This is a genomic window from Planosporangium mesophilum (assembly GCF_016863255.1).
Classification (GTDB): Bacteria; Actinomycetota; Actinomycetes; order Mycobacteriales; family Micromonosporaceae; genus Planosporangium; species Planosporangium mesophilum.
The window spans coordinates 104,294-128,710 of the sequence record NZ_BOON01000027.1; the positions used below are offsets into that span (position 1 = coordinate 104,294).

At 68.6% G+C, this 24,417-nt stretch carries 31 protein-coding genes, 2 pseudogenes and 1 riboswitch; of the genes and pseudogenes, 17 read left to right on the forward strand and 16 right to left on the reverse strand.

Annotation, left to right across the window (positions count from 1 at the left end; translation table 11 throughout):
• Positions 1 to 341 precede the first annotated feature (341 nt).
• Positions 342 to 632, forward strand: a complete 291-nt coding sequence (locus Pme01_RS14130) for a hypothetical protein (protein ID WP_203935617.1) — start codon at positions 342 to 344, stop codon at positions 630 to 632.
• On the opposite strand, the gene Pme01_RS14135 is transcribed toward Pme01_RS14130, so the two are convergent.
• Positions 607 to 1,746: a cation diffusion facilitator family transporter gene (locus tag Pme01_RS14135; RefSeq protein WP_308441054.1), complete on the reverse strand. Its 1,140-nt coding sequence runs from the start codon at positions 1,744 to 1,746 to the stop codon at positions 607 to 609. The two genes, Pme01_RS14130 and Pme01_RS14135, sit on opposite strands and share 26 nt — an antisense overlap.
• Positions 1,747 to 1,825: 79 nt before the next feature.
• Here Pme01_RS14135 and Pme01_RS14140 point away from each other — a divergent pair, with 79 nt between their 5' ends.
• The 8 genes from Pme01_RS14140 to Pme01_RS14175 all read left to right on the forward strand — a co-directional run bounded on the left by Pme01_RS14140 (position 1,826) and on the right by Pme01_RS14175 (position 7,871).
• Positions 1,826 to 2,182 (forward strand): ArsR/SmtB family transcription factor, encoded by a 357-nt coding sequence (locus Pme01_RS14140; RefSeq protein WP_168116754.1) that lies wholly within the window; start codon positions 1,826 to 1,828, stop codon positions 2,180 to 2,182.
• A 188-nt stretch (positions 2,183 to 2,370) separates the two neighbouring features.
• Positions 2,371 to 3,066, forward strand: a complete 696-nt coding sequence (locus tag Pme01_RS14145; protein WP_168116753.1) for a DUF1775 domain-containing protein — start codon at positions 2,371 to 2,373, stop codon at positions 3,064 to 3,066.
• A gap of 208 nt (positions 3,067 to 3,274) precedes the next feature.
• Positions 3,275 to 4,327: a HupE/UreJ family protein gene (locus Pme01_RS14150; RefSeq protein WP_168116752.1), complete on the forward strand. Its 1,053-nt coding sequence runs from the start codon at positions 3,275 to 3,277 to the stop codon at positions 4,325 to 4,327.
• Between the two features lie 76 nt (positions 4,328 to 4,403).
• Positions 4,404 to 4,525: riboswitch (cobalamin riboswitch) on the forward strand.
• Positions 4,526 to 4,557: 32 nt separating this feature from the next.
• A complete protein-coding gene (locus Pme01_RS14155; RefSeq protein ID WP_168116751.1) occupies positions 4,558 to 4,779 on the forward strand; it encodes a CbtB domain-containing protein in 222 nt (73 codons plus the stop codon).
• Between the two features lie 17 nt (positions 4,780 to 4,796).
• Positions 4,797 to 5,537 (forward strand): CbtA family protein, encoded by a 741-nt coding sequence (locus Pme01_RS14160; protein ID WP_203935618.1) that lies wholly within the window; start codon positions 4,797 to 4,799, stop codon positions 5,535 to 5,537.
• 554 nt (positions 5,538 to 6,091) lie between these two features.
• Positions 6,092 to 6,238, forward strand: coding sequence for a hypothetical protein (locus tag Pme01_RS14165; RefSeq protein ID WP_168116749.1), 147 nt, complete (start codon positions 6,092 to 6,094; stop codon positions 6,236 to 6,238).
• A gap of 84 nt (positions 6,239 to 6,322) precedes the next feature.
• Complete coding sequence (locus Pme01_RS14170; protein ID WP_168116748.1) at positions 6,323 to 6,682, forward strand: hypothetical protein; 360 nt, start codon at positions 6,323 to 6,325, stop codon at positions 6,680 to 6,682.
• 226 nt (positions 6,683 to 6,908) lie between these two features.
• On the forward strand, positions 6,909 to 7,871 hold the full coding sequence (locus Pme01_RS14175; protein ID WP_168116747.1) for a threonine ammonia-lyase: 963 nt from the start codon (positions 6,909 to 6,911) through the stop codon (positions 7,869 to 7,871).
• Positions 7,872 to 8,043: 172 nt separating this feature from the next.
• Here Pme01_RS14175 and Pme01_RS14180 read toward each other — a convergent pair whose 3' ends face one another.
• From Pme01_RS14180 to Pme01_RS31650, 7 genes and pseudogenes are all read right to left on the reverse strand, one after another.
• The gene (locus Pme01_RS14180; RefSeq protein WP_168116746.1) at positions 8,044 to 8,406 is read right to left on the reverse strand and encodes a hypothetical protein; all 363 of its coding nucleotides are present in this window, start codon (positions 8,404 to 8,406) and stop codon (positions 8,044 to 8,046) included.
• A gap of 245 nt (positions 8,407 to 8,651) precedes the next feature.
• Positions 8,652 to 9,359 carry a hypothetical protein gene (locus Pme01_RS14185; protein ID WP_168116745.1) on the reverse strand — a complete coding sequence of 236 codons (708 nt, stop codon included), beginning with the start codon at positions 9,357 to 9,359 and terminating at the stop codon, positions 8,652 to 8,654.
• Positions 9,356 to 9,742: a hypothetical protein gene (locus tag Pme01_RS14190; protein ID WP_168116744.1), complete on the reverse strand. Its 387-nt coding sequence runs from the start codon at positions 9,740 to 9,742 to the stop codon at positions 9,356 to 9,358. The genes Pme01_RS14185 and Pme01_RS14190 overlap by 4 nt, the downstream gene beginning before the upstream one ends.
• 4 nt (positions 9,743 to 9,746) lie before the next feature.
• Positions 9,747 to 10,478, reverse strand: coding sequence for a hypothetical protein (locus Pme01_RS14195; protein WP_168116743.1), 732 nt, complete (start codon positions 10,476 to 10,478; stop codon positions 9,747 to 9,749).
• A complete protein-coding gene (locus Pme01_RS14200) occupies positions 10,471 to 10,788 on the reverse strand; it encodes a type VII secretion target (protein ID WP_168116742.1) in 318 nt (105 codons plus the stop codon). Before Pme01_RS14200 ends, Pme01_RS14195 begins: the two co-directional genes overlap by 8 nt.
• 19 nt (positions 10,789 to 10,807) lie before the next feature.
• On the reverse strand, positions 10,808 to 11,560 hold the full coding sequence (locus tag Pme01_RS14205) for a hypothetical protein (RefSeq protein WP_168116741.1): 753 nt from the start codon (positions 11,558 to 11,560) through the stop codon (positions 10,808 to 10,810).
• Between the two features lie 380 nt (positions 11,561 to 11,940).
• Positions 11,941 to 12,192, reverse strand: a pseudogene (locus tag Pme01_RS31650) (IS630 family transposase); the annotation flags it as partial.
• Positions 12,193 to 12,346: 154 nt separating this feature from the next.
• Here Pme01_RS31650 and Pme01_RS14210 point away from each other — a divergent pair.
• Positions 12,347 to 12,913 carry an RNA polymerase sigma factor gene (locus tag Pme01_RS14210; protein WP_168116740.1) on the forward strand — a complete coding sequence of 189 codons (567 nt, stop codon included), beginning with the start codon at positions 12,347 to 12,349 and terminating at the stop codon, positions 12,911 to 12,913.
• Positions 12,910 to 14,016, forward strand: coding sequence for a hypothetical protein (locus Pme01_RS14215; RefSeq protein WP_168116739.1), 1,107 nt, complete (start codon positions 12,910 to 12,912; stop codon positions 14,014 to 14,016). The genes Pme01_RS14210 and Pme01_RS14215 overlap by 4 nt, the downstream gene beginning before the upstream one ends.
• Positions 14,017 to 14,742: 726 nt before the next feature.
• On the opposite strand, the gene Pme01_RS14220 is transcribed toward Pme01_RS14215, so the two are convergent.
• Complete coding sequence (locus tag Pme01_RS14220; RefSeq protein WP_168116738.1) at positions 14,743 to 15,384, reverse strand: hypothetical protein; 642 nt, start codon at positions 15,382 to 15,384, stop codon at positions 14,743 to 14,745.
• Positions 15,385 to 15,771: 387 nt separating this feature from the next.
• On the opposite strand from Pme01_RS14220, the gene Pme01_RS14225 reads away from it, so the two are divergent.
• Positions 15,772 to 16,071, forward strand: a complete 300-nt coding sequence (locus Pme01_RS14225; RefSeq protein ID WP_168116737.1) for an IS110 family transposase — start codon at positions 15,772 to 15,774, stop codon at positions 16,069 to 16,071.
• An 85-nt stretch (positions 16,072 to 16,156) separates the two neighbouring features.
• Positions 16,157 to 16,654, forward strand: a complete 498-nt coding sequence (locus Pme01_RS14230; RefSeq protein ID WP_168116736.1) for a transposase — start codon at positions 16,157 to 16,159, stop codon at positions 16,652 to 16,654.
• A 134-nt stretch (positions 16,655 to 16,788) separates the two neighbouring features.
• On the opposite strand, the gene Pme01_RS14235 is transcribed toward Pme01_RS14230, so the two are convergent.
• The gene (locus tag Pme01_RS14235) at positions 16,789 to 17,235 is read right to left on the reverse strand and encodes a DUF6918 family protein (protein WP_168116735.1); all 447 of its coding nucleotides are present in this window, start codon (positions 17,233 to 17,235) and stop codon (positions 16,789 to 16,791) included.
• 36 nt (positions 17,236 to 17,271) lie between these two features.
• Positions 17,272 to 17,622, reverse strand: a pseudogene (locus tag Pme01_RS31655) (replication initiator); the annotation flags it as partial.
• A 115-nt stretch (positions 17,623 to 17,737) separates the two neighbouring features.
• Here Pme01_RS31655 and Pme01_RS14240 point away from each other — a divergent pair.
• Complete coding sequence (locus tag Pme01_RS14240) at positions 17,738 to 18,337, forward strand: GNAT family N-acetyltransferase (RefSeq protein WP_168116734.1); 600 nt, start codon at positions 17,738 to 17,740, stop codon at positions 18,335 to 18,337.
• A gap of 133 nt (positions 18,338 to 18,470) precedes the next feature.
• Complete coding sequence (locus tag Pme01_RS14245) at positions 18,471 to 18,926, forward strand: GNAT family N-acetyltransferase (protein WP_168116733.1); 456 nt, start codon at positions 18,471 to 18,473, stop codon at positions 18,924 to 18,926.
• Positions 18,927 to 19,021: 95 nt separating this feature from the next.
• Here the strand turns inward: Pme01_RS14245 and Pme01_RS31660 are convergent, their stop codons facing one another.
• On the reverse strand, positions 19,022 to 19,684 hold the full coding sequence (locus Pme01_RS31660; protein WP_308441086.1) for an integrase core domain-containing protein: 663 nt from the start codon (positions 19,682 to 19,684) through the stop codon (positions 19,022 to 19,024).
• Here Pme01_RS31660 and Pme01_RS31665 point away from each other — a divergent pair.
• Positions 19,568 to 19,897 (forward strand): site-2 protease family protein, encoded by a 330-nt coding sequence (locus Pme01_RS31665; protein WP_308441055.1) that lies wholly within the window; start codon positions 19,568 to 19,570, stop codon positions 19,895 to 19,897. The genes Pme01_RS31660 and Pme01_RS31665 overlap by 117 nt on opposite strands.
• 372 nt (positions 19,898 to 20,269) lie before the next feature.
• Here Pme01_RS31665 and Pme01_RS14260 read toward each other — a convergent pair whose 3' ends face one another.
• The 3 genes from Pme01_RS14260 to Pme01_RS14270 all read right to left on the reverse strand — a co-directional run bounded on the left by Pme01_RS14260 (position 20,270) and on the right by Pme01_RS14270 (position 21,986).
• Positions 20,270 to 20,653 (reverse strand): VOC family protein, encoded by a 384-nt coding sequence (locus Pme01_RS14260; protein WP_168116732.1) that lies wholly within the window; start codon positions 20,651 to 20,653, stop codon positions 20,270 to 20,272.
• Positions 20,650 to 21,072, reverse strand: a complete 423-nt coding sequence (locus Pme01_RS14265) for a nuclear transport factor 2 family protein (protein ID WP_168116731.1) — start codon at positions 21,070 to 21,072, stop codon at positions 20,650 to 20,652. The genes Pme01_RS14260 and Pme01_RS14265 overlap by 4 nt, the downstream gene beginning before the upstream one ends.
• 65 nt (positions 21,073 to 21,137) lie before the next feature.
• Complete coding sequence (locus Pme01_RS14270) at positions 21,138 to 21,986, reverse strand: NAD(P)H-binding protein (protein WP_203935619.1); 849 nt, start codon at positions 21,984 to 21,986, stop codon at positions 21,138 to 21,140.
• Positions 21,987 to 22,127: 141 nt separating this feature from the next.
• On the opposite strand from Pme01_RS14270, the gene Pme01_RS14275 reads away from it, so the two are divergent.
• On the forward strand, positions 22,128 to 22,589 hold the full coding sequence (locus tag Pme01_RS14275) for a MarR family winged helix-turn-helix transcriptional regulator (RefSeq protein WP_168116729.1): 462 nt from the start codon (positions 22,128 to 22,130) through the stop codon (positions 22,587 to 22,589).
• Positions 22,590 to 23,127: 538 nt separating this feature from the next.
• On the opposite strand, the gene Pme01_RS14280 is transcribed toward Pme01_RS14275, so the two are convergent.
• Entirely contained in the window at positions 23,128 to 23,973 is an 846-nt protein-coding gene (locus tag Pme01_RS14280; RefSeq protein WP_203935620.1) for an IS110 family transposase, read from the reverse strand.
• Positions 23,974 to 24,417: the final 444 nt, after the last annotated feature.

Genomic DNA, 24,417 nt, shown 5'->3' on the forward strand with positions numbered 1-24,417 from the left:
TCGCGAGATGCGATGACAGCTCTGAACCGTGGCCCAGCCGGGTCTGGCGTTGTTCATCGACGGCGAAGCCCGGTCTGCAAGTGGGAGCAAATGATCTGCCAGCCACAGCGGGAGTCCCCTACGAGGCGCCGCCGAGTCGGACGACGACTAACGCTTCGGACACGTCGCCACAGGCGTCGCTTCTTGTCTTGCAGCCGTTGCTCGCGGGGCGGCAAACAAACTTTGGGGCGGTTCAAATGCGCCAGCGCCGCAGGTGCCGCAGAGGGTGCGGGTGCCAGAAAGTCGTCCGTCGCAGCTGAGCTGGGGTTTCGTGGGCTGGTACTTGCCGGGATGATCAGTGTGTGGCACTGCGACTGGTCTACCTGATGTTCTCGCGGCTGATGCAGTGGGCGGTGTTGTTGACCCGAGACTCGGCGGCCAAAGACGTCGAGCTTCTGGTGCTGCGTCACGAGGTGGCGGTGCTGCGGCGTCAGGTCGCTCGGCCGCGGGTGGACTGGGCCGACCGGGCGGTGCTGGCCGGCAGGGTGTCGACGCAGGTGCCGGCCGGCCGGCACCTGCGGAGCTGGCCGTCGCAGGCGCGTTCCTTGTTGATGCCGGGCCGTAGGTCTACGACGCGACGCGACCCGCCGTAGCGACAGTAATAGTGGCGGCGCGGTGGTGGTCGAGGCCGTGGTGGTGGTCGGTGCCGTCGGGTGCGTGCGGGTCGGCGTGCACGTGCGCGGCGGTCAGGCGGGGTACGGCGTGGATGAGGCGGTGTTCGGCGTCGACGGCGATCGCGTGGGCCGCCACGACGGGGGCGGTCGGGTCGACGCTGATCTCGCATTCGGCACGTAGCTGGTGGCCGATCCAGCGCAGGCGCACGGCGCCGACGCCGAGGACGCCGGGGGTGTCACGCAGGGTCTGTTCGACGGTGTCGACGAGGGCGGGGTCGACGGCGTCCATGAGCCGGCGGTAGACCTCGCGGGCGGCGTCTTTGAGAACAAGCAGGATGGCGACGGTGATCAGCAGGCCGACGGCCGGGTCGGCCCACTGCCAGCCCAGCGCCACCCCGCCGGCGCCCAGCAGCACCGCCAGGGAGGTGAAGCCGTCGGTGCGGGCGTGCAGTCCATCGGCGATCAGGGCGGCTGATCCGATCCGGCGGCCGACGGTGATGCGGTAGCGGGCGACGAGTTCGTTGCCGACGAAGCCGACCAGGCCGGCGGCGGCCACCGCCCACAGGTGTGACACGCCGGCCGGGTGCAGTAGTCGGCGGATGGCCTCGTAGCCGGCGGCGGCTGAGGAGGCGGCGATCACCACGACGATGAGGACGCCAGCGAGGTCTTCGGCGCGGCCGAAGCCGTAGGTGTAGCGGCGGGTGGCGGCGCGGCGGCCGAGTACGAAGGCGATGCCGAGCGGCACGGCGGTAAGTGCGTCGGCGATGTTGTGCAGGGTGTCGCCGAGCAGGGCCACCGACCCCGACCAGGCCACGATGACGGACTGGACGGCGGCGGTGACACCCAGCACGGCCAAGGAGATCCACAGCGCGCGGATGCCGGCGCGGCTCGTTTCCAGAGCGGCGTCGACCTTGTCGGCGCTGTCGTGGGTGTGCGGAGTCAGCCGGGGGCGCAGCCGATGCCACCAGCCACCCGCACCGGCGTGCCGGTCGCCTTGCGCGTGGTCATGTCCGTGGCCGTGGTGGTCACGCTCGTGGCTGTGACCACTCGTGCCGTAGTGACGGCCGTGGTCGTGCGAGTGGTCGCCGCTCACCGGTACTCCCGTCGGATCGTCGTGGTCGGGACCGGACGGTGTGGCCGCTGCGCCGGTCCTCGTGCCAAGATATGTGCTCATGTACGCACGCGACAACGCGGCAACTGCCGGCGACCTGCAACAACTGCCTTCTGGCGAGCAGGTCGAGGTGGCGGTGACAGCGTTGCGGATGCTCGCCGACCCGACCCGGCTGCGGCTGATGTGGCTGCTAAGCACGGGGGAGTACGACGTGGGGTCACTGGCCGCAGCGCTGCAGGTGGCCCGGCCGGCGGTGTCGCAGCACCTGGGCAAGCTCCGACTGGCCGGGCTGGTCACGACGCGACGACAGGGACGCCGGGCGCTGTACACCGCGCGCGGCGGACATGTGCGCAGGCTGGTCGCCGAGGCGCTGCACGCCGCCGACCACCAGGTCAGCGGCGTACCCGAGCACGACTAGCACCGACGCCGGTACGTGCGGATGACTGGCCGGGTGGCGGGGTGGGCGTCGCAACGCGTACATGGCACGCGGGAACTATCCGGCCCGGCGTGACGACTGTTAGATGGGCGGCCCGCGATGGTGGGCCGCCCGACGCCGACCGGTATCCCGGCGGTACCCGAACCAGGTTGGACGGCTGGAGGAAGCGGATGGTTGGTCGCTGGATACGTCGGGCCGCCGTGCTGGCGGCGGTGAGCGCCGCCGTGCTGGCGCTGCCCACGCCGGGCTTCGCGCACGTGGAGGTCACGGCCGACCAGGCGCAGGCTGGCGCTGCGAACGTCACCGTCAGCTTCTCCGCCGAGTCGGAATCCAAGACCGCGGGGATCGCGAGCCTGAGGGTGGTGCTGCCCGATGGGATCCGCCCCGACCAGGTGGCGTGGGTGTCCGGACCGACCGGCTGGACGCTGACCCCGGGCGCGGACGGCTACACGGTGGCCGGGCCGGCGCTTCCTGCCGGCGAGGACGCCAAGTACGCGGTGAAGATCGCCCAACTGCCCGCCGGCGCGACCAGCCTGCCGTTTCGGACGTTGCAGACCTACAGCGACGGCCACATCGACCGGTGGATCGAGATTCCCACCCCCGGTCAGGCCGAGCCGGACGCGCCCGCCCCGGTCCTGACCCTGCAACCTGCGTCGGTAACCTCGGCCGCTCCGACGACCCTGCCGGCGACACCGACCGCCACTGCGGCTGGGCCCAACACACCGGCAGCGGCCGACCCGGCAGCCAAGCAGTCCGGGCCATCCTGGCCGGTCATCGGCATCGCCGGTCTCCTGCTCGCGGTAGCGGTCATCGTCACGGTGGCCGCACTGCGCCGCCGGCGCGGCCCGGCCACTCCACAAGCATGATTCGTCAGAGTGCGACGCTGACCGTCCCGCAGCGACGACCGCCGCTGCAGTGACCGGCATCGAATACGCCGGGGCCTCAGTAGAAGATCTCCGCGCCGCTGACGGCGGCGGCCGTGCCGGGAACCGGCCGGGCGCCATCAGCGACTACCCAACCGACTCCTGATCGCCAGCGATGCCCGGCAGGGGTGCCTGACGAAACGAGCATGACGTGACAGACGGACCGACCATGACACCGGCGGGCCCCTGCGCCCGGCCGGCGGTGCTACGCCGGTGCGCCGTGATCGGCGCGATCGCCGCGGCGGTGCTGCTCGGCCTGCCCGGCGCGGCGTTCGCCCACGGCATCGGGGGCACGAGTGAGACCGCGTCGGGGTTCGTGTGGCTGGGGTTCAAGCACATGCTGGCTGGCTGGGACCATCTGCTGTTCGTCGCGGGCGTGGTGCTGCTGGCGGGCAAGGCGAAGCGGGCGGCGAAGCTGATCTCGCTGTTCGCTCTGGGCCACAGCATCACGCTGATCGTGGCCACCCTGGCTCACTGGCGGGTGAACGCGACCCTGGTCGACATCGTGATCGTGCTCAGCCTGGTGTTCGTTGGTGTGGTGGGCTGGTTCGGCCGGCCGAAGGACTGGCGGTGGTTCGCCACGGCGGTGTTGGGCTTCGGGCTGGTGCACGGGCTCGGGCTGTCGACGCGGCTGCAGGACCTGCTCCGCCCCGAAGACGGTGTGCTGGCCCGGGTGATCGCCTTCAACGTCGGCGTCGAGTTCGGGCAGCTGATGGCCGTGGTGGGGATGTTCGTGCTCGGCGACGTGCTGGGCCACTACATCACCTGGTCGCACGCGCGGCGGGCCGCACTGACGGTGGTGTGGCCGACCGACACCGGTGCCAGCGCGTCGGCGTTCGGCGGCTGCGAGGTCCGCAAGCGCACCGAGACCTACCCCGCCGGTGGCGGCCACCCGAGCAAGTCCTTCTTCGAGCCGGCCGACGCGGTGCCGGACAAGGGCTTCGGTCACCTGTTGGGCGACGGGTACGTGATGGTGCACTACCAGGCGAGCCTGTCCACCGAGCAGGTCGGCGAGCTGCGCGCATACGTCACCGGCCCCAATGCCGGAAGGGTGATTGGCGCTCCGGCGCGGGGACAGGCCGACGTCGTCAAGGCCGTCAACGCCGACAACACGCTGGTGTGCGGCGAGCTCGACCTCGACGGGATCAAGCACTTCGCCGATGACTGGTTGACCGACCCGCGTTCGTCGCGTCCGACGGAGTAGCCGACCGGTGGTGGTCATGGCGGCGGTGTGACAAGGTCTGCGTTGACGGCACTGCCGGCCCGGGGCCCCTGGCGTCACTGTCGTCTGTAAGGACGGTGTGGGAAGCCGGTTGGAATCCGGCGCGGTCGCGCCACTGTGACCGGTCGCCTGCATGGGCGGCCCGGGAGCCAGACCTCACGCCGTCGTCAATGCACCACCGAGCGGGACGCGTGATCCCGAGGAGGTCCGCCATGGCACAGGTGTCGGCTCTGTCCACCCCGCACTCCGCCCCGGCGCCGGTCGCGATTCCGCTGCGAGACCTGTTGCCCTGGGCCGTTTTCGGCCTGCTGCTGGTGCTCGTGGCCGTCTACTTCGTTGGCGCCGAACAGGGCGCCACCTCGCTGGTGTCCGGCCACTGGGTGCACGAGGTCACCCACGACGGCCGGCACATCCTCGGCTTCCCCTGCCACTGAGCGCGGCAGGCCCCATGATGACCGCACGCACCCTGCTGGTGCGCGGCATGCTCGTCGGCGTGGTCGCCGGGCTGCTCGCCGTCGCTTTCTCGTCGCTGTTCGGCGAACCGCAGATCAACAACGCCATCGCCTACGAGGCCGCACACACCCCGCCCGGCGACCACGAGCACGAACTGGTCAGCCGTACCCTGCAGGCCACCGTCGGGCTGGCCGTCGCGGTACTCGTCTACGGCGCCGCCCTGGGCGGGGTCTTCGGGCTGGCGTTCGCGTTCGCCTACGGCCGCCTCGGCCGGCTCGGCGCCCGGCCCACCGCGTTGCTGGTCGCCGCGGTCGGGTTCGTCGCGGTCTACGCGGCGCCGTTCGTCAAGTACCCGGCCAGCCCGCCCGCGGTCGGCAACCCGGACACCATCGGCCGACGCACCGCCCTGTACTTCCTGATGATCGTCGTCTCGGTGGCGGTCGCGATCGTGGCGACACTGGTCGGCAGGTCACTGAACAGGCGGCTCGACACCTGGACCGCGAGCCTGGTCGCGGTAGCCGTGTTCGTGGCGGTCGTCGCTCTCGCCGGGCTCGTGCTCCCGGCGGTCGACGAGGTGCCCGGCGACTTCTCGGCAACCCTGCTGTGGCGCTTCCGGCTGGCCTCGCTGGGTACCCAGCTGGTGCTGTGGACCACGTTCGGGCTGCTGTTTGGCGCGTTGACCGAGCGTAGCCTGCGCCGTCAGGCCGACAAGACCCCGCAGGCCGCCGCGGTGGGGTGAACCCGGCCGCCGACCGACGCCGCCACCTGCGAGCGCGGGCGCCAGCGGCGGTCGTGACGATCAGCGGCTGGACTGGTAGCTGAGCAGGGCCGGTCCGCCATGAACGCCGTGGGGGACTGGGTAGTAGCTGCGGTGGGTGGCCGGGTCGACGGTGACGACGTGGGCGCCGTCGGCGAGGTGGCTGCGGCTGGTGATGGTCAGGTGCCGGTCGTGCCGGTCAACCAGCCGAGGCCGTCGAGATGCTGACCGAGGTGATCACCGGCACCACCGCCGACGAACCGCAACCGGATGCCCACTCGACTGCCGCCCCACCCGGGGCACGCGGATTTCCCTTCTCCACCTGCAAAGACGTGCTGGCAAGGCCGTGTTTCGCCTGTGCCTGGCCCTCGCCATGATCGTCGCGCCATTCGTCTGTTGCGCTGCGACTGGGGGCGGGATGGCACCGAGTCACCTTCTGGACCTGGTTGTGATCGAGGTCGTCCAGGTGTCATTCGGAGTCTCGGCACCGTTCCTTGTGAAGGGCCAACAGTCCTAGAAAAGGTCGTGCCCGTGGCGTGCCCGACGTGGCGGTCAACAAGGGGGAACACCACGCCTTCGGCGGCATGTACGGCTACGTTCCGTCTACCTTCATCCTCCTTCATCCTCGATTCTGGCTACCCAACGTGCAGATCAATGCGATTCCCAAGCTGATTGAACCGTGATGACAGCCGCTCGGACGACAGTAGTCGCCCACTGCGGTTGATTGACTGCTTCGTGGCCGCTCAGGGAGGCATGGAGGACAAACGGTGATCGGTATCGCGGGGCCTGACAAGTTCGCCCACGGGGGGATCATCGACGCCCTGGCGGCGGTGGTGGTCTGCGCCGCGTTGGGCGTACTGCTGCTGGGGACGTTCAGTGCGATACGTGGCCGACCGTTAAGCAACGGGAGTTCACTCGCCAAGCAGACCGGGCAGGGCAGCGCTCGGCGCCTCGGCCTGGCACAGGTTCTCTTCGGTACCGGAGCATTGATTCTGGGGCTGCAACCCTTCCTGCTCTTGACCTGGTTGTCCCGCACTATCCTCCTGTCTCTGACCGCGGTGCTCATCACCGCTGGCGCTGTCTGGATGGCTGCAACGCTCTTCCGTGCCGGTGCCCGGAATGTATGACCAGCAGCGACCCAGCCGAACTGAAGAAAGTCGGCTCGCACCGGCCGTACAGCAGCGAAGTACAGCAACCGATCGCACTGAACCAGACCACGAAGGACCGCAACAACCCGGCTGACCTCCTATCGGACCGCACGAGACCGGGTTGCCCGTAGTTCACACCCAAGAGGTCGACCGGCGATCGGCGAAGCGGTTCAGGTGACCGGGCTGCCGGGTACATTGACTGACCGTGCTCCAGACCCGTCTCGATCTCGACCGAATCCGCGCGTCCCGCGATGCGATCGACCCGGTCTTTCTGGCCACGCCGCTGTACCGGTGTGATGCCCTGGGAGGCCAGCTTGGCTGCACGGTGAGCATCAAGCTGGAAACAGCGAACCCGGTGCGCAGCTTCAAGGCGCGGGGTACTGAACTGGCCACGAGCCGCCTGGCCGACCAGGGCGTGGCGGCGGTGGTGTGCGCCAGCGCCGGTAACCTCGGTCAGGCACTGGGTTGGTCGGGTCGGCGCCGAGGCCTGGACGTGACCGTAGCGGCGTCGTGCTTTGCGCCGACGGTCAAGCTCGACCGGATCCGTTCCGTCGGGGCGCACCTGGAGCTGGTGGATGGCGACTTCGAGATGGCCCGCGAGCGGGCGGTGACCATCGCGCAACAGCGCGGCGTTCGGCTGGTCGAGGACAGCTTGGACATTGAGACCTGCGAGGGTGCGGCGACCATCGGCCTGGAGTTGGTCAGCGGGGTGTCCGCCGGCGACGCCGTCCTGGTCGCCCTTGGTGGCGGTGCCATGGCCACCGGCGTCGGCCATGTCCTCAAAGCGCTTGCGCCAGGGGTCGAGGTGGTCTGCGTGCAGCCGGTTGGCGCACCTGCCATGACGCTGTCCTGGCGGGAGCGCAGGGTCGTCACCACCGACTCGACCCACACCATTGCCGACGGTGTGGCCGGCCGGTATCCGATCCCTGTGGTCCTGGACGATCTCCTCCAGGTGATCGACGACGCGGTTCTCGTGCGTGAGGCGTCGATCGTCACCGGGATGCGGTTGCTCCTGGAGCACGCGGGTTTGGTCGTCGAACCCTCGGCAGCTTTGGGTATCGCCGCCATTCTCGAAGACCCTGATCGCTTTGCCGGTCGCCACGTGGTCACGATCATCTGTGGTGGCAACGTAGACCTGGACGCCTACCGCCGTTGGGTCGGCTGGTGAGTCCTGGCAACTGAAGTAGCGGGTGACGAACTGAGTGACAACCGGTACGGACATTGGCGGACAGTGGCGTACTGTTTCTCGTGCTAACCGGCCATGACCGCCCTGGCAGCCCGCCCACGATCATTCTTTGACACGGAAGATGCCGATGTGCCCGTGGCGTGTCGGTCGTGCCTTACTGTCCCGACGCCCAGATGTCCCAAGAGATGCGCCACTCGGGCTTCGGGGCCGGTTGGGGCTCACCGTCGCCGAGGAGCACTTGGCTGACTATCTCCGCAGCGGCACGGACATCCTCGTCACGCCGTTGCTCATACATGGCGTCGCAAGAAACGTGAACTGAGGCGTTGTGAATCGTCGTCGTGCTGCCGTGACCGCTCTGCTTGCGAACGAGCGCACGGATGGCCTTCCGCAAGGCTGCTTGCTGGTCGCCGGGGACATGATGGATCTCGGCGTAGCCGTACTCGCACACGAGGTCAGCTGCTACCTGGGCGACCAGGCCGAGGCGGTCATGCGCCGGCGTAGTGGTGTCGTCCGGCATGAGTGACAAACTGAGTGACGACGGGCACGGACAGCGGCGGACATCCACGGACGTTGGAGGACTGTTCTAGCAGGTCAACGCCCGTACATGTGCAGGTCAAAGAGGCGTGCTGGCTGCTGGGGATCAAGGGGTCGTCGGTTCAAATCCGGCCGTCCCGACGCAGGTCAAAGGCCCTGTCCGCCGGTCGGACAGGGATCGGTGCAGCAACCAGGTGCAGCAGCGCTCGGGCGGCTACCAGGGATCCGCTACGAAGGACGCGGAAGAGGGTCGAGGAGCGCGGCCAGGTAGGTCACCTGCTCGGCTTGCGGGACGATGGCAGCCGGGTCGAGGCGCCCTGGGCGGTAGGTGAGAAGCTCGATCCCATGGACGCTCCACGTCGGGACGTGACCGCGCAGGTGGGCGTCGAGTATCCCTGGTGAGCACCACGTCCGGATGGACGGCGGGCTCTCTGTGCGGATGCGGAACGCCCGGTCGAAGGCGGGGTTGCCGGTGGCGCAGTCACCCGGGCCCATGACGGCCCGGGTCAGCCGGGATAGGCCGCCCCGCTGCTCGACTGCGGTGTCCGGCATGGGCCGGGTGAGCAGGGCCACGGCCACGGTGTAGTGGTGCGTGTTGGACGTCGTCGAGGTACTCGTGCCGCCCGCCCCGTCGGGGACCGTGGTGACCTGGGTGTCCGTCACGGTGTATTCCCCGATGCTGACTCGCCTCCCGCGCACGACGCCGGAGACCGTGACGCTGACTCCCCGGCGCGCGCCGCCGGGGAGCCGGGCACCCCAGTCGACAGCGGGGCGCTCGGTGACAGCCCAGCCGTTCGCCTGCGCCCAGGACCGCAGACCGTCCATGCGGCGTCGCTCGCGGCGGCGGGCGGCCACGGTGACGAGGATGACCAGGCCGACGACGAGGGCGCAGAATAGCCCGGAGCCGGTGATGACCGCCGCTTCCAATGGGATCAACCGCGCGTGTATCGGTTCGCCGCGACTCCGGCGGCCAGGCCGGCGATCGCGTCGAGCACCGCGAGGGCGACGGCGAACGTCTCCACCGGACCGACGATGGCATCGGCACCGGCCCACACGGCGATGACGCCGGCCGCGACCGGCACGCTGATCAGGCGCAGCCCGGCCAGCAGCGGCGCCGTCCCGCCCAGACTTCGACTGCGGGTCAGCACGGCGGCCAGGGCCAACGTTGAGATGACGACGCCAGCCAGGGCGCCGGCGCACAGCAGGCCGAACGCCTGCTCCTTTCCCTGCGCCTGGACGAGCAGGATGGCGACGATCGTGGCATCGGCGCAGAGCAACACCGCGATCTGCAGTGCCCGGGCGATTCGGCGGTCGATCATCGGATCAGTACTTCGCTGCGGGCGGCCAGTGGCCGTCGCGGAAGCCGCCGTTGTCGTTGAGTTTTTGCCGCATCGAGGTGGCCGCCGACATGCACACCGACTTCAGGATCAGCATGCCGCCGACGACGGCGGCCGAGGCGACGAGGGCTGCGCCGGCAGCGATGAACGGCGATGCGGGCAGTCCGAAGATGGTGGCCGCGGAGGACAGCGCCCCTATGATGCCGACGACGAATGCCGCGAGCGCGCTGACGAGGGCGACCCAGAAAGCGATGATCCCCTTCGACACGTCGGAGAGGGCGCTGGCTATGCCGTCGGTGAACGAACTCTTGATTTTGTCGAGGGCGGCCTTCTGCTGCGGCAGCGTCTGCCGGTAGGCGTTGGCCGCGTCGCCGTCCCAGTTGTCGTCGACGAGCAACGTGCCGGCGTCGGCGGTCTGCACCTGCGCGCTGACCGGACCGCCGACGCTGTCGCTCCAGGCGTCGGCGGTGGCGGACAGCTTCGACGGCGACCCCAGATGTGTGGCGACCTCGTACCAGAAGTCCCAGATCTCCTTGAGTACGCCGACGAACTTGTTCCACCCGGAGACGACCTTGTCCTGCAGGCCGGACGGCAGCCAGTGCATCTTGTCGTTGATGCGATTCTGCAGCTCGGTGGTCTTGCCGTTGATCCGGTCGACGGTCGACAGGATCTTGCTGATCAGCTCGCTCTCCGTCGCCGGGCTTACGGTGCTACCCACGGACGTCCCACACCCCCTTGAACTTCTTGGCGGCGGCCTCGTCGTTGGTCTGGTAGGCGTTGGCGACCTGGTCCAATGCGGTGCTCAGGCCGTTGAACACCTCGGTGGCCTCGCCGAGCAGCATCACGATCTTCTGCTGGATCTCGTCGTACGTGTTCTGCAGCTCCGTGTGGGCGGACGCCCACGACAGATCGTGCTCGGTGAGGGTCAGTCCTTGCGCGGATTGACGGGCGAGGTCGGTCGTGTGCGCCACGCCGTCCCACATGGCAGCGTCGCTGCGCAGGGCCTCCTCCGCCGCTTTCAACGTCATTCCGGTCTCCTCCCCGTGGTTAATCCGTCAGTCGCAGCCGGCGGGCCAGGCCGAGCGGGTCCTGTGTAGCCCGCTGCACCTGCCCGAGGCGGCTGCCGGCGATCAACTGGGCGGCGCCCGCGCGCGCGGCGGCCTCGTACGCCGCGGCGAATGCCGACGCCGTCTGCCTGCCGATGTTGATTTCATGTGCCTGCGCCAGCCAGCGACGGTCGTAGCGGATCTCGCGCACGTCGCCGCCGCCGGTGAGCGAAACGGTGACGCGTCGGTCGGCGCTGTGGCCGGTGTGCACTGCGGACTCGACTGCCGGGAGCCGCTCGCCCACCTCGTCGATGCCGCGCTCCATGTCCTCGACGAGCGCCAGGAGTTCCAGCAGCGCGACCCGGGTGTCTTCGGCGGTCATCCGGCCCGACGACGTGAGCTGGTGCAGCCGCTCGGCGAGACCGTCGCGGTCGAGGGAACCGGGACCGGGGACGGCCTCGGCGGCGTCGTCAACGAACGTCTCGCCCCAAGCCGACAACCGCGCGACCGCTGCGGCCTGCACCGCCTCGCGCACCGCATCGCCCAGCGCCTCTGCGCCGACCCGTTCACTCCAGCGTGCTGCGACCTGGACGGTTGAGACCCGACCGGCATCGTCCAACGTGATGTTCACCGTGCCCGTGGCGTCCTCACCCCTGGCGCCTGCCGCGGCACCAGCGGCGGCCCGGGCCCGCCGCTCGAGCAAGGCAGTCTCGTCGACGAGACGCTCCAACGCGTCCTGACGATGATCGGACATGCTGACCCCGTCCCCCGAACTTTTGCCGATCACATCGAAGCTAGCCGACTATTGCAAAACACGTTCGCCAACGACAACCCCTGCCCTGCCCGGCCGGGTCGGAGACCGGGCTACTGACGTTCTTGCATGTTGAGAGCGTTGCAGCAGCGCACGCCCGTTCATGGCCTCGGAGTCCGATTGTCGAGGTTAGAAACCGGACACAATGCGACGTAGCGGCACCGTGATTGTTCATCGAGATTTTGGGCGTGATGCGCTGCTCACACTGCTCGGTCCATACACACGCTCTTTTGTCCGGCTGACCGTTGTGTGCACGTCAGCGGCAGCTGGGATTTGGCGCGCCGGTGGTTACCCTGCCGTCGATAGGCCTTAGCGGCCGACCGGAAGTCTTGTCCGTAACCGTCGGGCAGCCACGGCGAGCTCCAGGGCGCGGCGGTGGTCAGCAGCTGGTCGGGGGTGCGGTGGCGGAAGAAGGCGTGGGCCTGGCGGATGCGGTCGACCCCGGTGGCCGGGGCGGTGTTGGCGATCCAGGTCTTGAGTGCGGCCCAGATGCGCTCGACGGGGTTGTCCTGTGGGCTGTAGCGGGCGCCTTCGAGCAGCAGCAGGGGCGGGTGGGCGGCCAGCCACCGGGCGGTGCGCCGAGGGTCCGGGCCGCCTGGACCCGTGGATGCCAGCAGTTGGCTGAGCTCGGGTTGGTGCCAAGACGCTGGTGGTCGAGGCCGCCCGGCGACTCCGCGGTTTTCGGATCGGGCTTGTCACGATGGGCGCTCGGCTGGACATGGAGTAGACGTGAGTTCCGGGACTGAGCACGAGGACCGCTTCCGACGCGTCTACGCGGTCAACTTCGAGCCGCTGCTGGCCTACGCGATGCGGCGCGTCGAGCAGCCTGAAGACGCGGCCGACGTGGTCGCCGAGACCTTCCTCGTCGCTTGGCGGCGCAGCCGTGACATGCCGCCGGAGGCCGAGGCCCGGCTGTGGCTGTACGGCGTGGCCCGACGGGTGCTCGCCAACCACCACCGCGGCGGAGTGCGCCGGGAGCGGCTGGGCGAACGGTTGCGGCAACGGCTCAGGGTCGCCTTCGGTGTCGACCCGGGCAGCGAGGTGCCCGAGCGGCTCGCGGTCCACGCCGCGCTGGCCCGGCTGGGTGAGTTGGATAGGGAGGTGTTGATGCTGACCTTCTGGGAGGGGCTGGAGCCGCGCGAGATCGCCGCGGTCCTGCGCGTGAGCTCGGCTGTGGTCCGTACCCGGCTGTCGCGTGCCCGGGCCCGGTTGCGAGATCTCGTCGGTGACGACCTCGGCCCGCCCGGACATGTACTCGATGTCATCGCCGTACGCACCCCTAAGGAGGGCAGATGACCGACGAGCAGTTCGACCAGATGGTCCGAGACGCCGACCCTTACCGACCGGATGTCGTCAGGCACCTCGACGGGGTCGCGCAGAACCTCCTGGAGGAGATCATGTCCGTGCCGACCCTCGATCGCGTCGCCGAACCGCCGGTCAGGCACCGCTGGGCACGCCGCGGCGTGATGCGCAGCCTCGCCGGCGCGGGCGTCGCGGCTGCCGTTCTCGTCGGTGCCCTGGTCGTCTCGATCATGAGCCCCCACCAGTCGGGCGGCCGAAAGCCCTCCCCGGCGACCACCTCCGACGGGAGGAGAGCCGTCTCCTACTCGGCGGCGGTGCTGAAGGCGGCCGAGCAGAACCCGCGGCTGCTGATTGATGAAGCTGGCTGGAAGGCGACCACCGTCCACGGGTTCGCCGAGAAGGAGGGCGAAATCGGGTTCAGCAACGGTGGACGGCAGTTGGGGATGAACTGGTACCCGGCCGACCAGTACGACGACTTCCACTCCGACCGGCTCAGGGTCAGCAAGCCCGAGCAGGTGAAGGTCGACGGCCGGCAGGGCGAACTGTTCCGGTACAGCGAGAGCGACTTCGCCGTCATGCTCGCGCCCCGCGACGGTTCCTTCGTCGAACTGCGTACCGGGGGCACCTGGACGCGTAGCGAGTTCGACCGGGTGCTCGCCGCCGTGGTCCACGTCGACGTCCGTACCTGGCTGGACGCGCTCCCGGAGGAGATCGTCACCCCCCAGCGGGTGGCCGAGCGCGCTGCCAAGGTGCTCGCCGACGTGCCCCTTCCTCCGGGTTTCGACACCGCCGCGCTGAACGACCTCGGCACCAACGACCCCTATCAGTTCGGCGCCGAAGTGACCGGCCGGGTCAGCTGCGGGTGGATCGCCGAGTGGCTGCGCGCGAAGAAGGCCGGCGACGAAGCCGCCCTCAAGCGGGCCGCCGACGCGTTGCGCAGCAGCCATAATTGGAAGGTGCTGAACGACATGAAGGACGAGGGCGCCTGGCCGGATGCGGTGTGGGAGACCGCCGACGCGGTGGTTGCTGGAAAAACGCCGCTCGGCGGGTACGGCCATAGCCTGGGCTGCGAGTTCTCCCGCGGTACGACCCCGTAGCCGTCCCGGATCGGCCGAGCGGCTCTCCGGCTGGGCGCTGAGGATGAGCGGATCCTCAGCGCCCAGCGCCCGCTCTGCGTCTCGTCGCCCTTGACGGCAGCAGCGGCGGGAATGAAACGGCTCGTGTGAAGCCGCACCCGGCTTGCCACGGATCTCTGCGCGGAACCCAGCCGGCCACGTTGCGCCCGGGTGACCACACCTTGCTCGCTGGCCCTTCGACGCGGTCAGGCGGCTGGTAGCCGGGCGTACTCATCTCGGCATGGCCGCGCGATCAGCGGCAGATCCGGATACCTGTCGCTCACTGACGTCGCCACGCCGCGGCGCACATCTCTATCCAGGTGGCGAGGTCAGACACGTCATCGACGGTAAGCAGCGAGTACGGTGGCGAACCGGCCAGTGGCGTGACACCTGTAAAAGCGTGATCGGGAGCGAAGAGAAGGAGCCGATCGTCGTCGCGATGGGCCAGCGTCAGATTGCCATTGGCCTCTACTGCGGCGGTGTAGTACTCACCGAGGTTGACGGGAACGTCGAGGCCGAGGTCTTCCCAGCGCCATGACGTCGGCCGCGGGCAAGGACTGTTCCTCGCATGTGGTCGGCGACCCGAACATCGTCCGACGCTGTGAGGGCGAGATGCCGGTCGCCATTGGCCGCTCACGCGGCGGTGGGCGGTGGTGTGGACAGGCAGTTCACGATTCCCCTAGGCCGCCGGCCCGGCCTGGCGCGGTTTCAGCGGTAGGAGGTGTGGATCTCTGCGGGCTTGTCGTCCGGCAACGTGAAGACCCGGTCGATCGACAGCTGTGCGAAGTCGGTCCGCTGGATCAGAGCGCGGGAGTACTTAGCGCGCAAGACGCTGGCGTCGGTCAGCTGGCCGGTGGCGTCCCGGACTGTGGCGTCGGCGATGAGCAGTACGGAACCGTACGACGACAGGTGCGGCTTCGCCGCCGCCAGCGCCGCGATGGCTTCCCGGCGCAGCCGGTTCTTCGCCGCTGCGTCGCCGGGATCCCTGCTGACCGTCCACGTGACGACCAGTTGGTTGCCGGCAGCTGGACGCACGTCCAGCTTCATGCTGGCCGCTGCGGCGGGGTCCACGGTGCCGAGCGCTCCGGCCAGCGAGTTCTCCACGTCCCGTACGGGGTTGTGCGGAGACGGGGCCGTCGAGGTCGTCACCGGCCCGGCTGAGGCAACGTCGGGGACCGGCGCCTGCGCCGGAAGCGACTGCGGGCCGACCTTGGCCATGTCGGCGCCCGGTACCTGGTCCTGTCCGCCGCCTGCGCAGCCGCCGACCATCATCAGTGGTACGACGAGTCCTGCCGCCCACAGCAGGGTTGACGCTCCCGCGCCGCTGCATCGAGACCGCTGTCGTGTCACTGCTCTCCTTCGCGGACGCGTACGGTTTGCCGCACCCCGGCTCGCTAATGGTCGATGCCTCCCCGATGGAGTGGGACTCGGGCGTGGCATCGATGATCGGCTGCCGAGCGACGGTGCCGTGACATCCGATCGGTCGGGGTTCGTGGATGTCTGTCGGACGGCGGGTGCACTCGGTCGCGGGGTTGAGAATGGCCGAGGCGAAACTGCTGGCAGATATGGTTCAGTCAGTGCCCCTCGGCCACCAGCTGCTGGACCGCCGCGTAGCGCTGGCGGGGGCGCTGTTGCATTGAGCGTTTGCACGTTCGAGGCAGACATCCCATCAGGTTTGCTTGTCAAGCAGCAGTTTGTAGATCTTCTTGAGGCTGAGGCCAGGCGGACCGCGCCGGAGTGGAAGGCACCGGTTCCTACGGCGCGGCCCTGACCCGATACCTACGCCGCTACGACATCACCGTCGTCGAGGTCAACCGGCCCGACCGGGCCGCCCGTCGCCGCCACGGCAAGACCGACGCCATCGACGCCACCGCCGCCGCCCACGCGGTGTTGTCCGCCCGGGCCACCACCACCGCCAAAACCGGCGACGGGCCGGTGGAGATGCTGCGCATGTTCAAGCTGGCCAGGACGTCCGCAGTCAAATCCCGTACCCAAGCTATGAACCAGCTCAAGGCCGTCATCGTCGGCGCCGACTGAGGCACTACGCGACGCCCTCGCCGGCCTGACCGAGACGGCCCTGATCCGCCACTGCGCCGGCCTACCCCCGGCCTCGCCTACCGACGTGGCCACCGCCACCACCTACACCCTGCGCCGCCTGGCCCAACGCATCCAGGCACTCACCACCGAAGCCCGCGAGCTGGAACAACAGATCACCGCCGTCCTCGACGCGCACGCCCCGCAACTGCTCCAACGCCACGGCATCGGCCCCGACAGCGCCGCAGCCCTGCTCATCAGCGCCGGCGACAACCCCGACCGGATGAACAGCGAGCCCTCCTTCGCCGCCCTCTGCGGCGTCAGCCCCATCGAAGCGTCCTCGGGTAAGACCCGCCGACGCCGCCTCAACCGCGGAGGCGACCGCCGCGCCAACGCCGCCCTCTACCGCATCGCCCTGACCCGATCACGCTGCGACCAACGCACCCGCGACTACCTCGACCGACGCACCGCCCAAGGCCTAACCCGCCGCGAAGCCATCCGCTGCGTCAAACGGTATATCGCCCGCGAGATCTACCACCTGATCCAACAACTCGACCTCGTGACCCAGCCCCCTGCAACGGCTTGACAAACATAGGGGCATCGGAGCCTTCCTTCGCAAGAACCATGATCACGCAAGGGCTGCGCTGACGATCGGCCAGGGTCACATGGACGGACCCGACAGGTTAAACGAAAAGCTAAGCGGCGCGGGTGGGCCCGCGGTCAGGCTGCGTACTTCTCCACCAGCGCGCCGACGGCGGGCAGCGCCGCCTCGATATGCTTGCCCGCGCCGCCGCGTACCGCGTTGTACGCCTTCACGATCGAGCCGCGCTGGGACCACTGCGCCATATCGTCGGTCACTGCGAGCACGGACTCCGACACCTCCTCGCTCCGCTTGACGAGGTAGTCGCCAAACTGCCCACCCCCGGCCGCGCGGAAGTCCGCCCAGAAGGGCTGGAGCCGGTGCAGCAGGTTCGGCACCATGCTCTCGACCGTGGACTGGTAATAGCCGGCCGCGAAGGTGGTCACCGCCTTGTAGGCGACCTTGAGAGCGCTGGCAGACACGCCGGACTTGGCGGAAAGCTCCTGCTCGACCAGCACCCGACAGTCGGCGGCAATCTGCTGCTGGGCGCCGTCCGAGAGCAGAATGTCGGGAAGGGCAGAATACATAGTTATTACGCTCCTAATCGTGTGCCAACGCGTCGACTAGTTATACCGGATTACGGGCTGTGACCAAGATCGTGTGAGTGCGCGTACACACGCTACAGTCCTACGCAGACAGTGATGGCGTTGCGCCCGCCGAAAATCTCGTCCGTACAGGTCATCCCTGGAGGATTTTCCTGTTTCGACTTCCTGTTTCGACGAGCGGACAACGCAAGCACCGCCGGGTAAGTGGGGACACGCGCTGCGCGTGCCGCGGGTGTGGCGGCGGACGACCCGGGTGTGCACCGGGCCGAAGGGCGGGGCGGTGAGGGTGACGAACACCGCCGGGTGGGTGTCCACGGTCTCCGGCACGCCATTGCCGCTCACCAGCAGCCTGCGCACGATCTGGTAGGCGTAGGCGTAGGCGTAGGCGTAGGCGTAGGCGTAGGCGAGCCGGACCGGCCGGGTGCAGTCGGTCCGTGGCGGGGCTACGACCCGTGCACGCCCCCGGTTTGGGATGATGATCGATATGATCGATCGGCCGCAGCCGGCACCGTCACATCCGGCCTACCCCCTGCGTACGCGGCGACTGTTCCTGCGCCCGCTGACCGGCCGGGACATCGACGCTCTGCTCACCTACCGGGTCGACCCGGAGGTCTGCCGTTACCTGCCCTTCGAGCCGATGACCCGCACCGACATCGAGCAGCATCTGGCGTCGCGCTGGGCCCGGACCTGGCTGACCGACGAGGGCCAGGAACTGAGACTGGGTGTCGAACTCGCCGCGACGGGCGAGCTTATCGGCGATGTGGTGCTTTTCTGGCATAGCCGCGAACACCGCGGTGGCGAGATCGGGTACGTGCTGCATCCCGGCCTCCAGGGGCAGGGGTACGCCACCGAGGCCGCGCGTGCGGTGCTGAGCCTCGGCTTCGACGTGCTCGGGTTGCATCGGATCGTGGCACGGATCGACGAGCGCAACGAGGCCTCGGCCCGGATGGCGTGGCGCCTGGGGATGCGCCAGGAGTCCCGACTCGTGCACAACGAGATTTTCAAGGGTGGGTGGAGGACGAGACTCGATTTCGCCATGCTCGCCGACGAATGGCGCCTGGCACAGCGGAGCCGACCGGAATGACGGCGCGGTAGTCGACCGGAATGCTGAACGTCGTGGCGGAGCACCACCCGGTGTAGGTGGCGACGGTGAGGCTGCGGCTGACCGCCTTCGGCGGAGCGGGGCGCGGGCGCTTTGACTCGGTATGTTGTCGGTCATGACGGACGTGCGGCTGGAGCCGATGACCGAGGATCAGTACAAGCCGTGGAGGGCCGAGGCCGAGGCGCATTACGCGCAGAGCGTCGCCGCGTTGGGTCAGTCGGCTGAGGACGCGGCCCGAGACGCCGCCGACACCTACGCGCAGTTGCTCCCCGACGAGTTCGCCACCCCTGACCACCATTTCTGGTACGCCTACGACGGCGACCACCGGGTCGGTTTCCTCTGGGTGAAAGTCACCCGCGGCACCGCGTTCATCTACAACGTCGCGGTCGAGCCTGAGGTCCGCCGCCAGGGCTACGGCCGTGCGATCATGCTGGCCGCCGAGCGCTGGTGCCACGACAACGCGCTGACCAGAATCGGTCTGCGCGTCTTCACCCACAACACCGGCGCCCGGGCCCTGTACGAGCAGCTGGGCTTCACCGAGACCGCCCGCAACATGGCCAAAGACCTGTGACTGCGATCCGCCGACCGCTTGCCTCCGGCGGCGATGCGTTGGCGTAGTTCGCAGCGGGAGTCGGTGGCGTTGCCTGCCGCGTTGTTCGGTGAGGATCACGACGTCTCCGGGCTCGTCACGCAGGTTGCTCGGCGCGTTCGGCGGCGGCGTACCGGTCGGGGAGCACCTCGAGGACGCGGGCCCAGTGGCGTTTGCCGGCGCTTACGCAGGTGCCGCCGCAGTTGTTGTGCGGCATGCCGAGGTCGTAGAGGCGGGGTGGGCGCAGGCCGAGCTGGCGGGTCCAGTCGAGCAGGTCGTCTTTGCTCAGGTGGGGCGGGTCGAGTAGTGGAAGTGGACCATCCAGGGTGCCCAGCCGGCGGTGATGCCGGCGGTGATGCCGGGGGCGCGGCCGCAGTCGCGGGCTGAGGTGTCCGGGCCGATGTAGAGGGTGTGGGTGTCAAAATCCTGGCATCGTAGGTGAACTGCGGTTCTATGCGGCTCGTTCGTACTCGTGATGGGCCGCCGAGGACGGGTCGACGTCTGGTCCGCTCGTGACTGGGGTCGACGTTGGGACGGTCGGACCGGGGCGGCTGTAACCGTAGGGCCCGGTGTGGACGGTGGCCGTTGTAGTGGCGGGCGTACTCGTCGAGGGTGCGGCGGAGATGTCGCTCGCCGAAGATGAGCATGCGGTCGGTGACTTCGGTTCGGGCGGTGAGTACGAACCGTTCGGCGTAAGCGTTGGCCCGCGGGCTGCGTGGTGGGATCTTGCAGACGGTGATGCCGGCGTCGGCGCGGGTGGGGAGCTGATCGCCAGTGGGGATTGGCTGCAAGTGCTCAACCTGTTCGCGTTCCTCAACCTGTTCTTCGGTGTCTTCAATTTGCTGCCGATGGACGGCGGCCACATCGCGATCGCCTGGTTCGAGCGGATTCGTTCCAGATCGCCACCCGCCTTGGCCATCCCGACCCGGGGCGGGCGGACTACCAGAAGCTGACCCCGATCACCCTGGCGGTAATCTCCGTGCTTGGAGTCTTGGTACTGCTGGCCGTCACCGCCGACAACATCAATCCAATAACCGTGTCTAAATAGCTCGGTCCATCAACTCTAGGGTGTTCGGCATACCGACCGGTGAATCCACTGACAGGATCGCCCGTACGCGAACCCTTGCGGCCGAAGCGGTTTTGGAAACCCGCGGCGCAGCCGGTCGCGGTGCCAGCGCAGGACGGTGTCGGGGGAGACGAGCAGGTGCGGCTCCCGTAGCGTTGGCCTGGGTAACCGGTGCGGGGCGGCGGCGAGGAAGGCCCGGTCGCGGTCGCGATGAGACGGGCCGCGGTGGTTCAGGCTACGAGCAGGGGCAGGCAGGGCGTTAGGTGGTGGCGTCCGAGGGAACTCGGGTGAGGATTTCCATGTTGTGGCCGTTGGGGTCGTCGAAGTAGACGCCGCGCCCGCCCCAGCGGTGGTTGATCTGCCATGGCTGCTGGTGGCCGGGGTCGGCGTAGTAGGTGATCCCGGCGTCCTGGATGCGGCTGAACGCGGCGTCGAACTCCTCGTCATCGACGAGGAACGCGCAGTGGTGGGAGTGGAAGTCCGTGCGGTGGATGTAGTCGAGCGTGACCGCATTGCTCACGGTGACCGGGACGAACGGGCCCGCCGGTTGGCCGACCGGCACGTCGAGGATGTCTGCGAGGAATGTCGCGGACGCGTGCTTGTCGCGGGCCGGGATGATGATGTGGTTGAGCTCGACGCTCATCGTGGCTCTCCATCCGTTGATGCCTGTGGTGGTGTGAATGGGGGCGGTCCGCCGAGCGGGCTGAGGTGCACGCCGGCCAGCAACCAGTCGGCGCCGCGCCGGACGGCGACGTGAGTGGCACGGAAGCTGCCGTCGGCGCTGTGGCCCTGGTATTCGGCCCGTTGGGTGTGGCATCCGATGGCGACCGCGGCGTCTCCGTAGTCGCGTACTTCGATCTCGTCCCACACCAGCGAATGAGTGACCAGCGCGCCGGTGCGGTAGCGGTCGAGCCACTGCTGTTTGGTGAGGACGAAGCCGAGGGGCCCGACGAGGGTGAAGTCGTCGGTGGACAGCGCGCCGAGCGCGTCGCTGTCGCCGCGCTGCTCGGCCTCGGCCCAGCGGCTGCCCAGTTCGCGGACACGTTGCTCGGTGGTGCTCACGGTTTGTGCCTCCTTCGGTGGGTGCCTGAGGTCGGTGCTGAGAAACGCAACCGGCGCGGTCACGGTCAGTCGGCGGCCAGGAACGCGCCGGCGTGGTTGCGGGTCCAGTCGGCGAAGGTGCGGGGCGGTCGGCCGAGCACCCGCTCCACCGTGGCCAGCACCTCCGCACCATCGCCTCCGGCCAGCACGCGGGCGACGATCGCCTCGACCACCGCGTGCGTCATGCCGGCGCGGAGCATGCCGGTCTTCGCCTGGTCGATCGTCGGTTCGACCAGGCGTAACGGCCGGCCCAGGGTCTCCGCGAGGATGCGTAGTTCCTCGGTCGGCGTGCGGATCTCGGGGCCGGACAGCTGGTAGACCATGTTGTCGTGGCCGTCGGTGGTCAGCGCCGCCACGGCGATCGCGGCGATGTCGGCCGGGTCGATGGGGGCGGCCGGCCGGTGCGCGAACGGGATGTGCACGGTGTCGCTTCGCCGGATGGCCGGTGCCCATTGGAGGGCGTTGGACATGAATCGCCCGGGGCGCAGCAGCGTCCAGTCCAGCCCGCTGCCGGTCACCGCCGCCTCAGCCTGGCGGTGCCATGCGCCGAGGGCGTCGTCGACGCTGCCGCCGTCGTACACCGACAGCTTGACGACGTGCCGGATACCGGCTTGTCGTGCGGCGCGCACGAGGCGCAGGTCGTGGGTTGGCCGCTTGGCGCTGCAGGGGACTTGGGCAGACATGAGGAACGCGCGGTCGGCGCCGTCGAACGCGGCGTCCAGGCTGGCCTCGTCGTCGCAGTCGCCGTAGACCACCTCCACGCCGGGTGGGGCCTGCATAACTTCGGGACGGCGGGTCATGGCTCGCACGGGCTGCTGTGCGGCGGCGAGTTGGGCGATCAGTTCGCCGCCGACATGTCCGGTAGCTCCGGTCACGATGATCATGATGGATGCCTCCCTGGACTGGCTTGGCCAGAAGTGCGGTCGGGAAGGATCAGAGCGCTGAAATAAACATTAGATATCTAATAGTCAGGTGTCAAACGCTTAGAAAACTAACGACCTTGGTATGCTCGGCCCATGCCGCGCCCTACCGGGCCGCCCATCGGCCTGGCCCTGACCCGCACTGCCAAGGCGGTGAGCCGTGCATTCGACGACGCGTTGGCCGCCGCGGGCGGCTCGCTGCCGGCATGGCTAATCATGATCTCGTTGAAGACACGGAGTCTGGGCAATCAGCGCGAACTAGCCGAAGCCATCGGCATCCGGGGCGCGACGCTCACCCATCACCTCAACACGATGGAGGCCGACGGCCTGGTCATCCGGCGACGCGATCCCGCCAATCGCCGCATCCACCAAGTCGAGCTCACCGACCGCGGCGAAACGCTGTTTCGCCAGCTCGCCGCCGCGGCGTCCACTCACGACCAGCGGCTGCGCACCGGTTTCAGCGACGAAGAGATCGCCACCCTCGAACAGTTGCTACGCCGGCTGCAACACAATGTCAGCGGCGAGGCACACGACCGGGCATCGAGATCAGACGCGTAACAGGCGCAGCCGACACCCGGGAGAATCGATGACGTCACCGCCTGACGAAGCCTCCGCCCGGACCGGCCGAAGGCCCGCAAGGGCATCCTCGTCGCACACGTGGCGGTCTCCAGTGGGGGTCACTGGTGGGCACTTGTGATCACTCGCCCGTCCGTCCCGATCGGTGTGCTCCGTTCGTGCTCCCCCCGGTCTGGCAACCCTGTAGGTGCCGAAAACCTCGTCCGGGCATTGAGCCCGGCGGATCAGGCCGGAAAATCGTTAAATCCACAGTCCGATTCCCAAGCTGACAGTGTCATGGCGACATGACAGACCGGGGGTTGGCACCACGGGAAATGCCAGGTTGACCGACATACGGTCCACCCTTGAACGGACAAAATGACCTTGTGACGAATGACGGACGTCTGCCGCAAGCGCAACTGCAGCGGGCGGCACGCCGCTTGTGGTGGGGTGGGCTGCTCGCCGTGCTCGTTCGCGGCATCGCCTGGATGCTCACCCTAGGCTCGTTCGGGCCGATTCTCGGGGCCGCCTCGGGCCTGTTTTATAAGGTGCCCTCTGGTGACGTCCTAGTGCTGATCGAAGCCGCTGTCGCGGTTTCTGGCGTGCCTGCGGCCCTGGTCTGCGCGGTTGGACTCGCATACGGCAAAAGGTGGGCCGTCCAGGCAGGCCGAGGACTTGCCTGGTGCTTTCTCGTCGATGCGATCTTCATCGTCGGCGGCTCCGGGTGGTTCCTGGCTGTGGCGGCGAGTGAGCTGACGAAGCTGCAATGGGTTGCCGTGGCCGTCCTGCTGGGTGGCCAACTCGTACTGCTGTGGTGGGCGGTGGTGTTGGTGCGCTGGCTGGGCGCGGTCCCCGCCCACACGCGAGGCCCCGGCAGGTACAGCAGTGAAGTACAGCAACCGACCGCACTAAACCAGACCACAAGGGATCTCAATGAGCCCTCTGACCTCACACGGGACGTTAAGGAATCGCCCACCAGCTTGGCCCGGTGGCGCACCAGCTCCCGTAGTTCGCGTACCGCAGGCGGGGCGACGTAGGCCTCGGGCAGCCGGCCCATGCGCAGCAGGTCGGCCAGGTCGGCCGCGTCGCGCACGTCGTTTTTGACTCGCCGGTAGGTGAAAGCCTTGACGCCCAGCGGATGCGCCAGATGGACCTGGGCGCCTTCGGCCTGGAGCACGTCGGCGGCCCAGTACCAGCCGTAGGTGGCCTCTAAGACCACGTCGGGGTGCTCGCCGGCCTTGGCGATCTCGGCAGCGAGCGTGGCCGGGTCGTTGGTGATGCGCACCGTGTCCAGTACCTGTCCGGCTTCGGTCATCCGCACGATCACCGACCGGCGCCGGTGCAGGTCGATACCCACGATCTGCCGGCCGTCGTAGTCTGCGTGCATGAGGGGCCTCCTTCACCGTGAGATGTGAGCACCCCGAGCATCCCGCCGGGCGTCACGAGGAGCGAGGCCCCGCTCCTTCATCCCATCAAGGGGTCGTCGGTTCAAATCCGGCCGTCCCGACAACAAAACCGCAGGTCGGGACCGTTCAGCCGGAAGATCGACCGGCTCGGCGGCCACGGCGTCCCGCCCTGGACCCGGGAGACCAGGGACGGCTCCAGTGCGCGGGGGTGGCCAGCATTCGGTCGACTGGTGCCGCTACACGGGCGTAGACCCGGCCTACATCGACCCCGCATCGCCGTAGCAGAACGGGGTCTGCGAGTCGTTCAACGGCCGCTTCCGCGACGAGTTCCTCGCCTGCGAACAGTTCCACACCCTGCTGGAGGTTCAACCTGCCGTTGACGCCTACGCCCGCGTAGGCGTCAACGGCCCGGGTTGGTTGGCCTC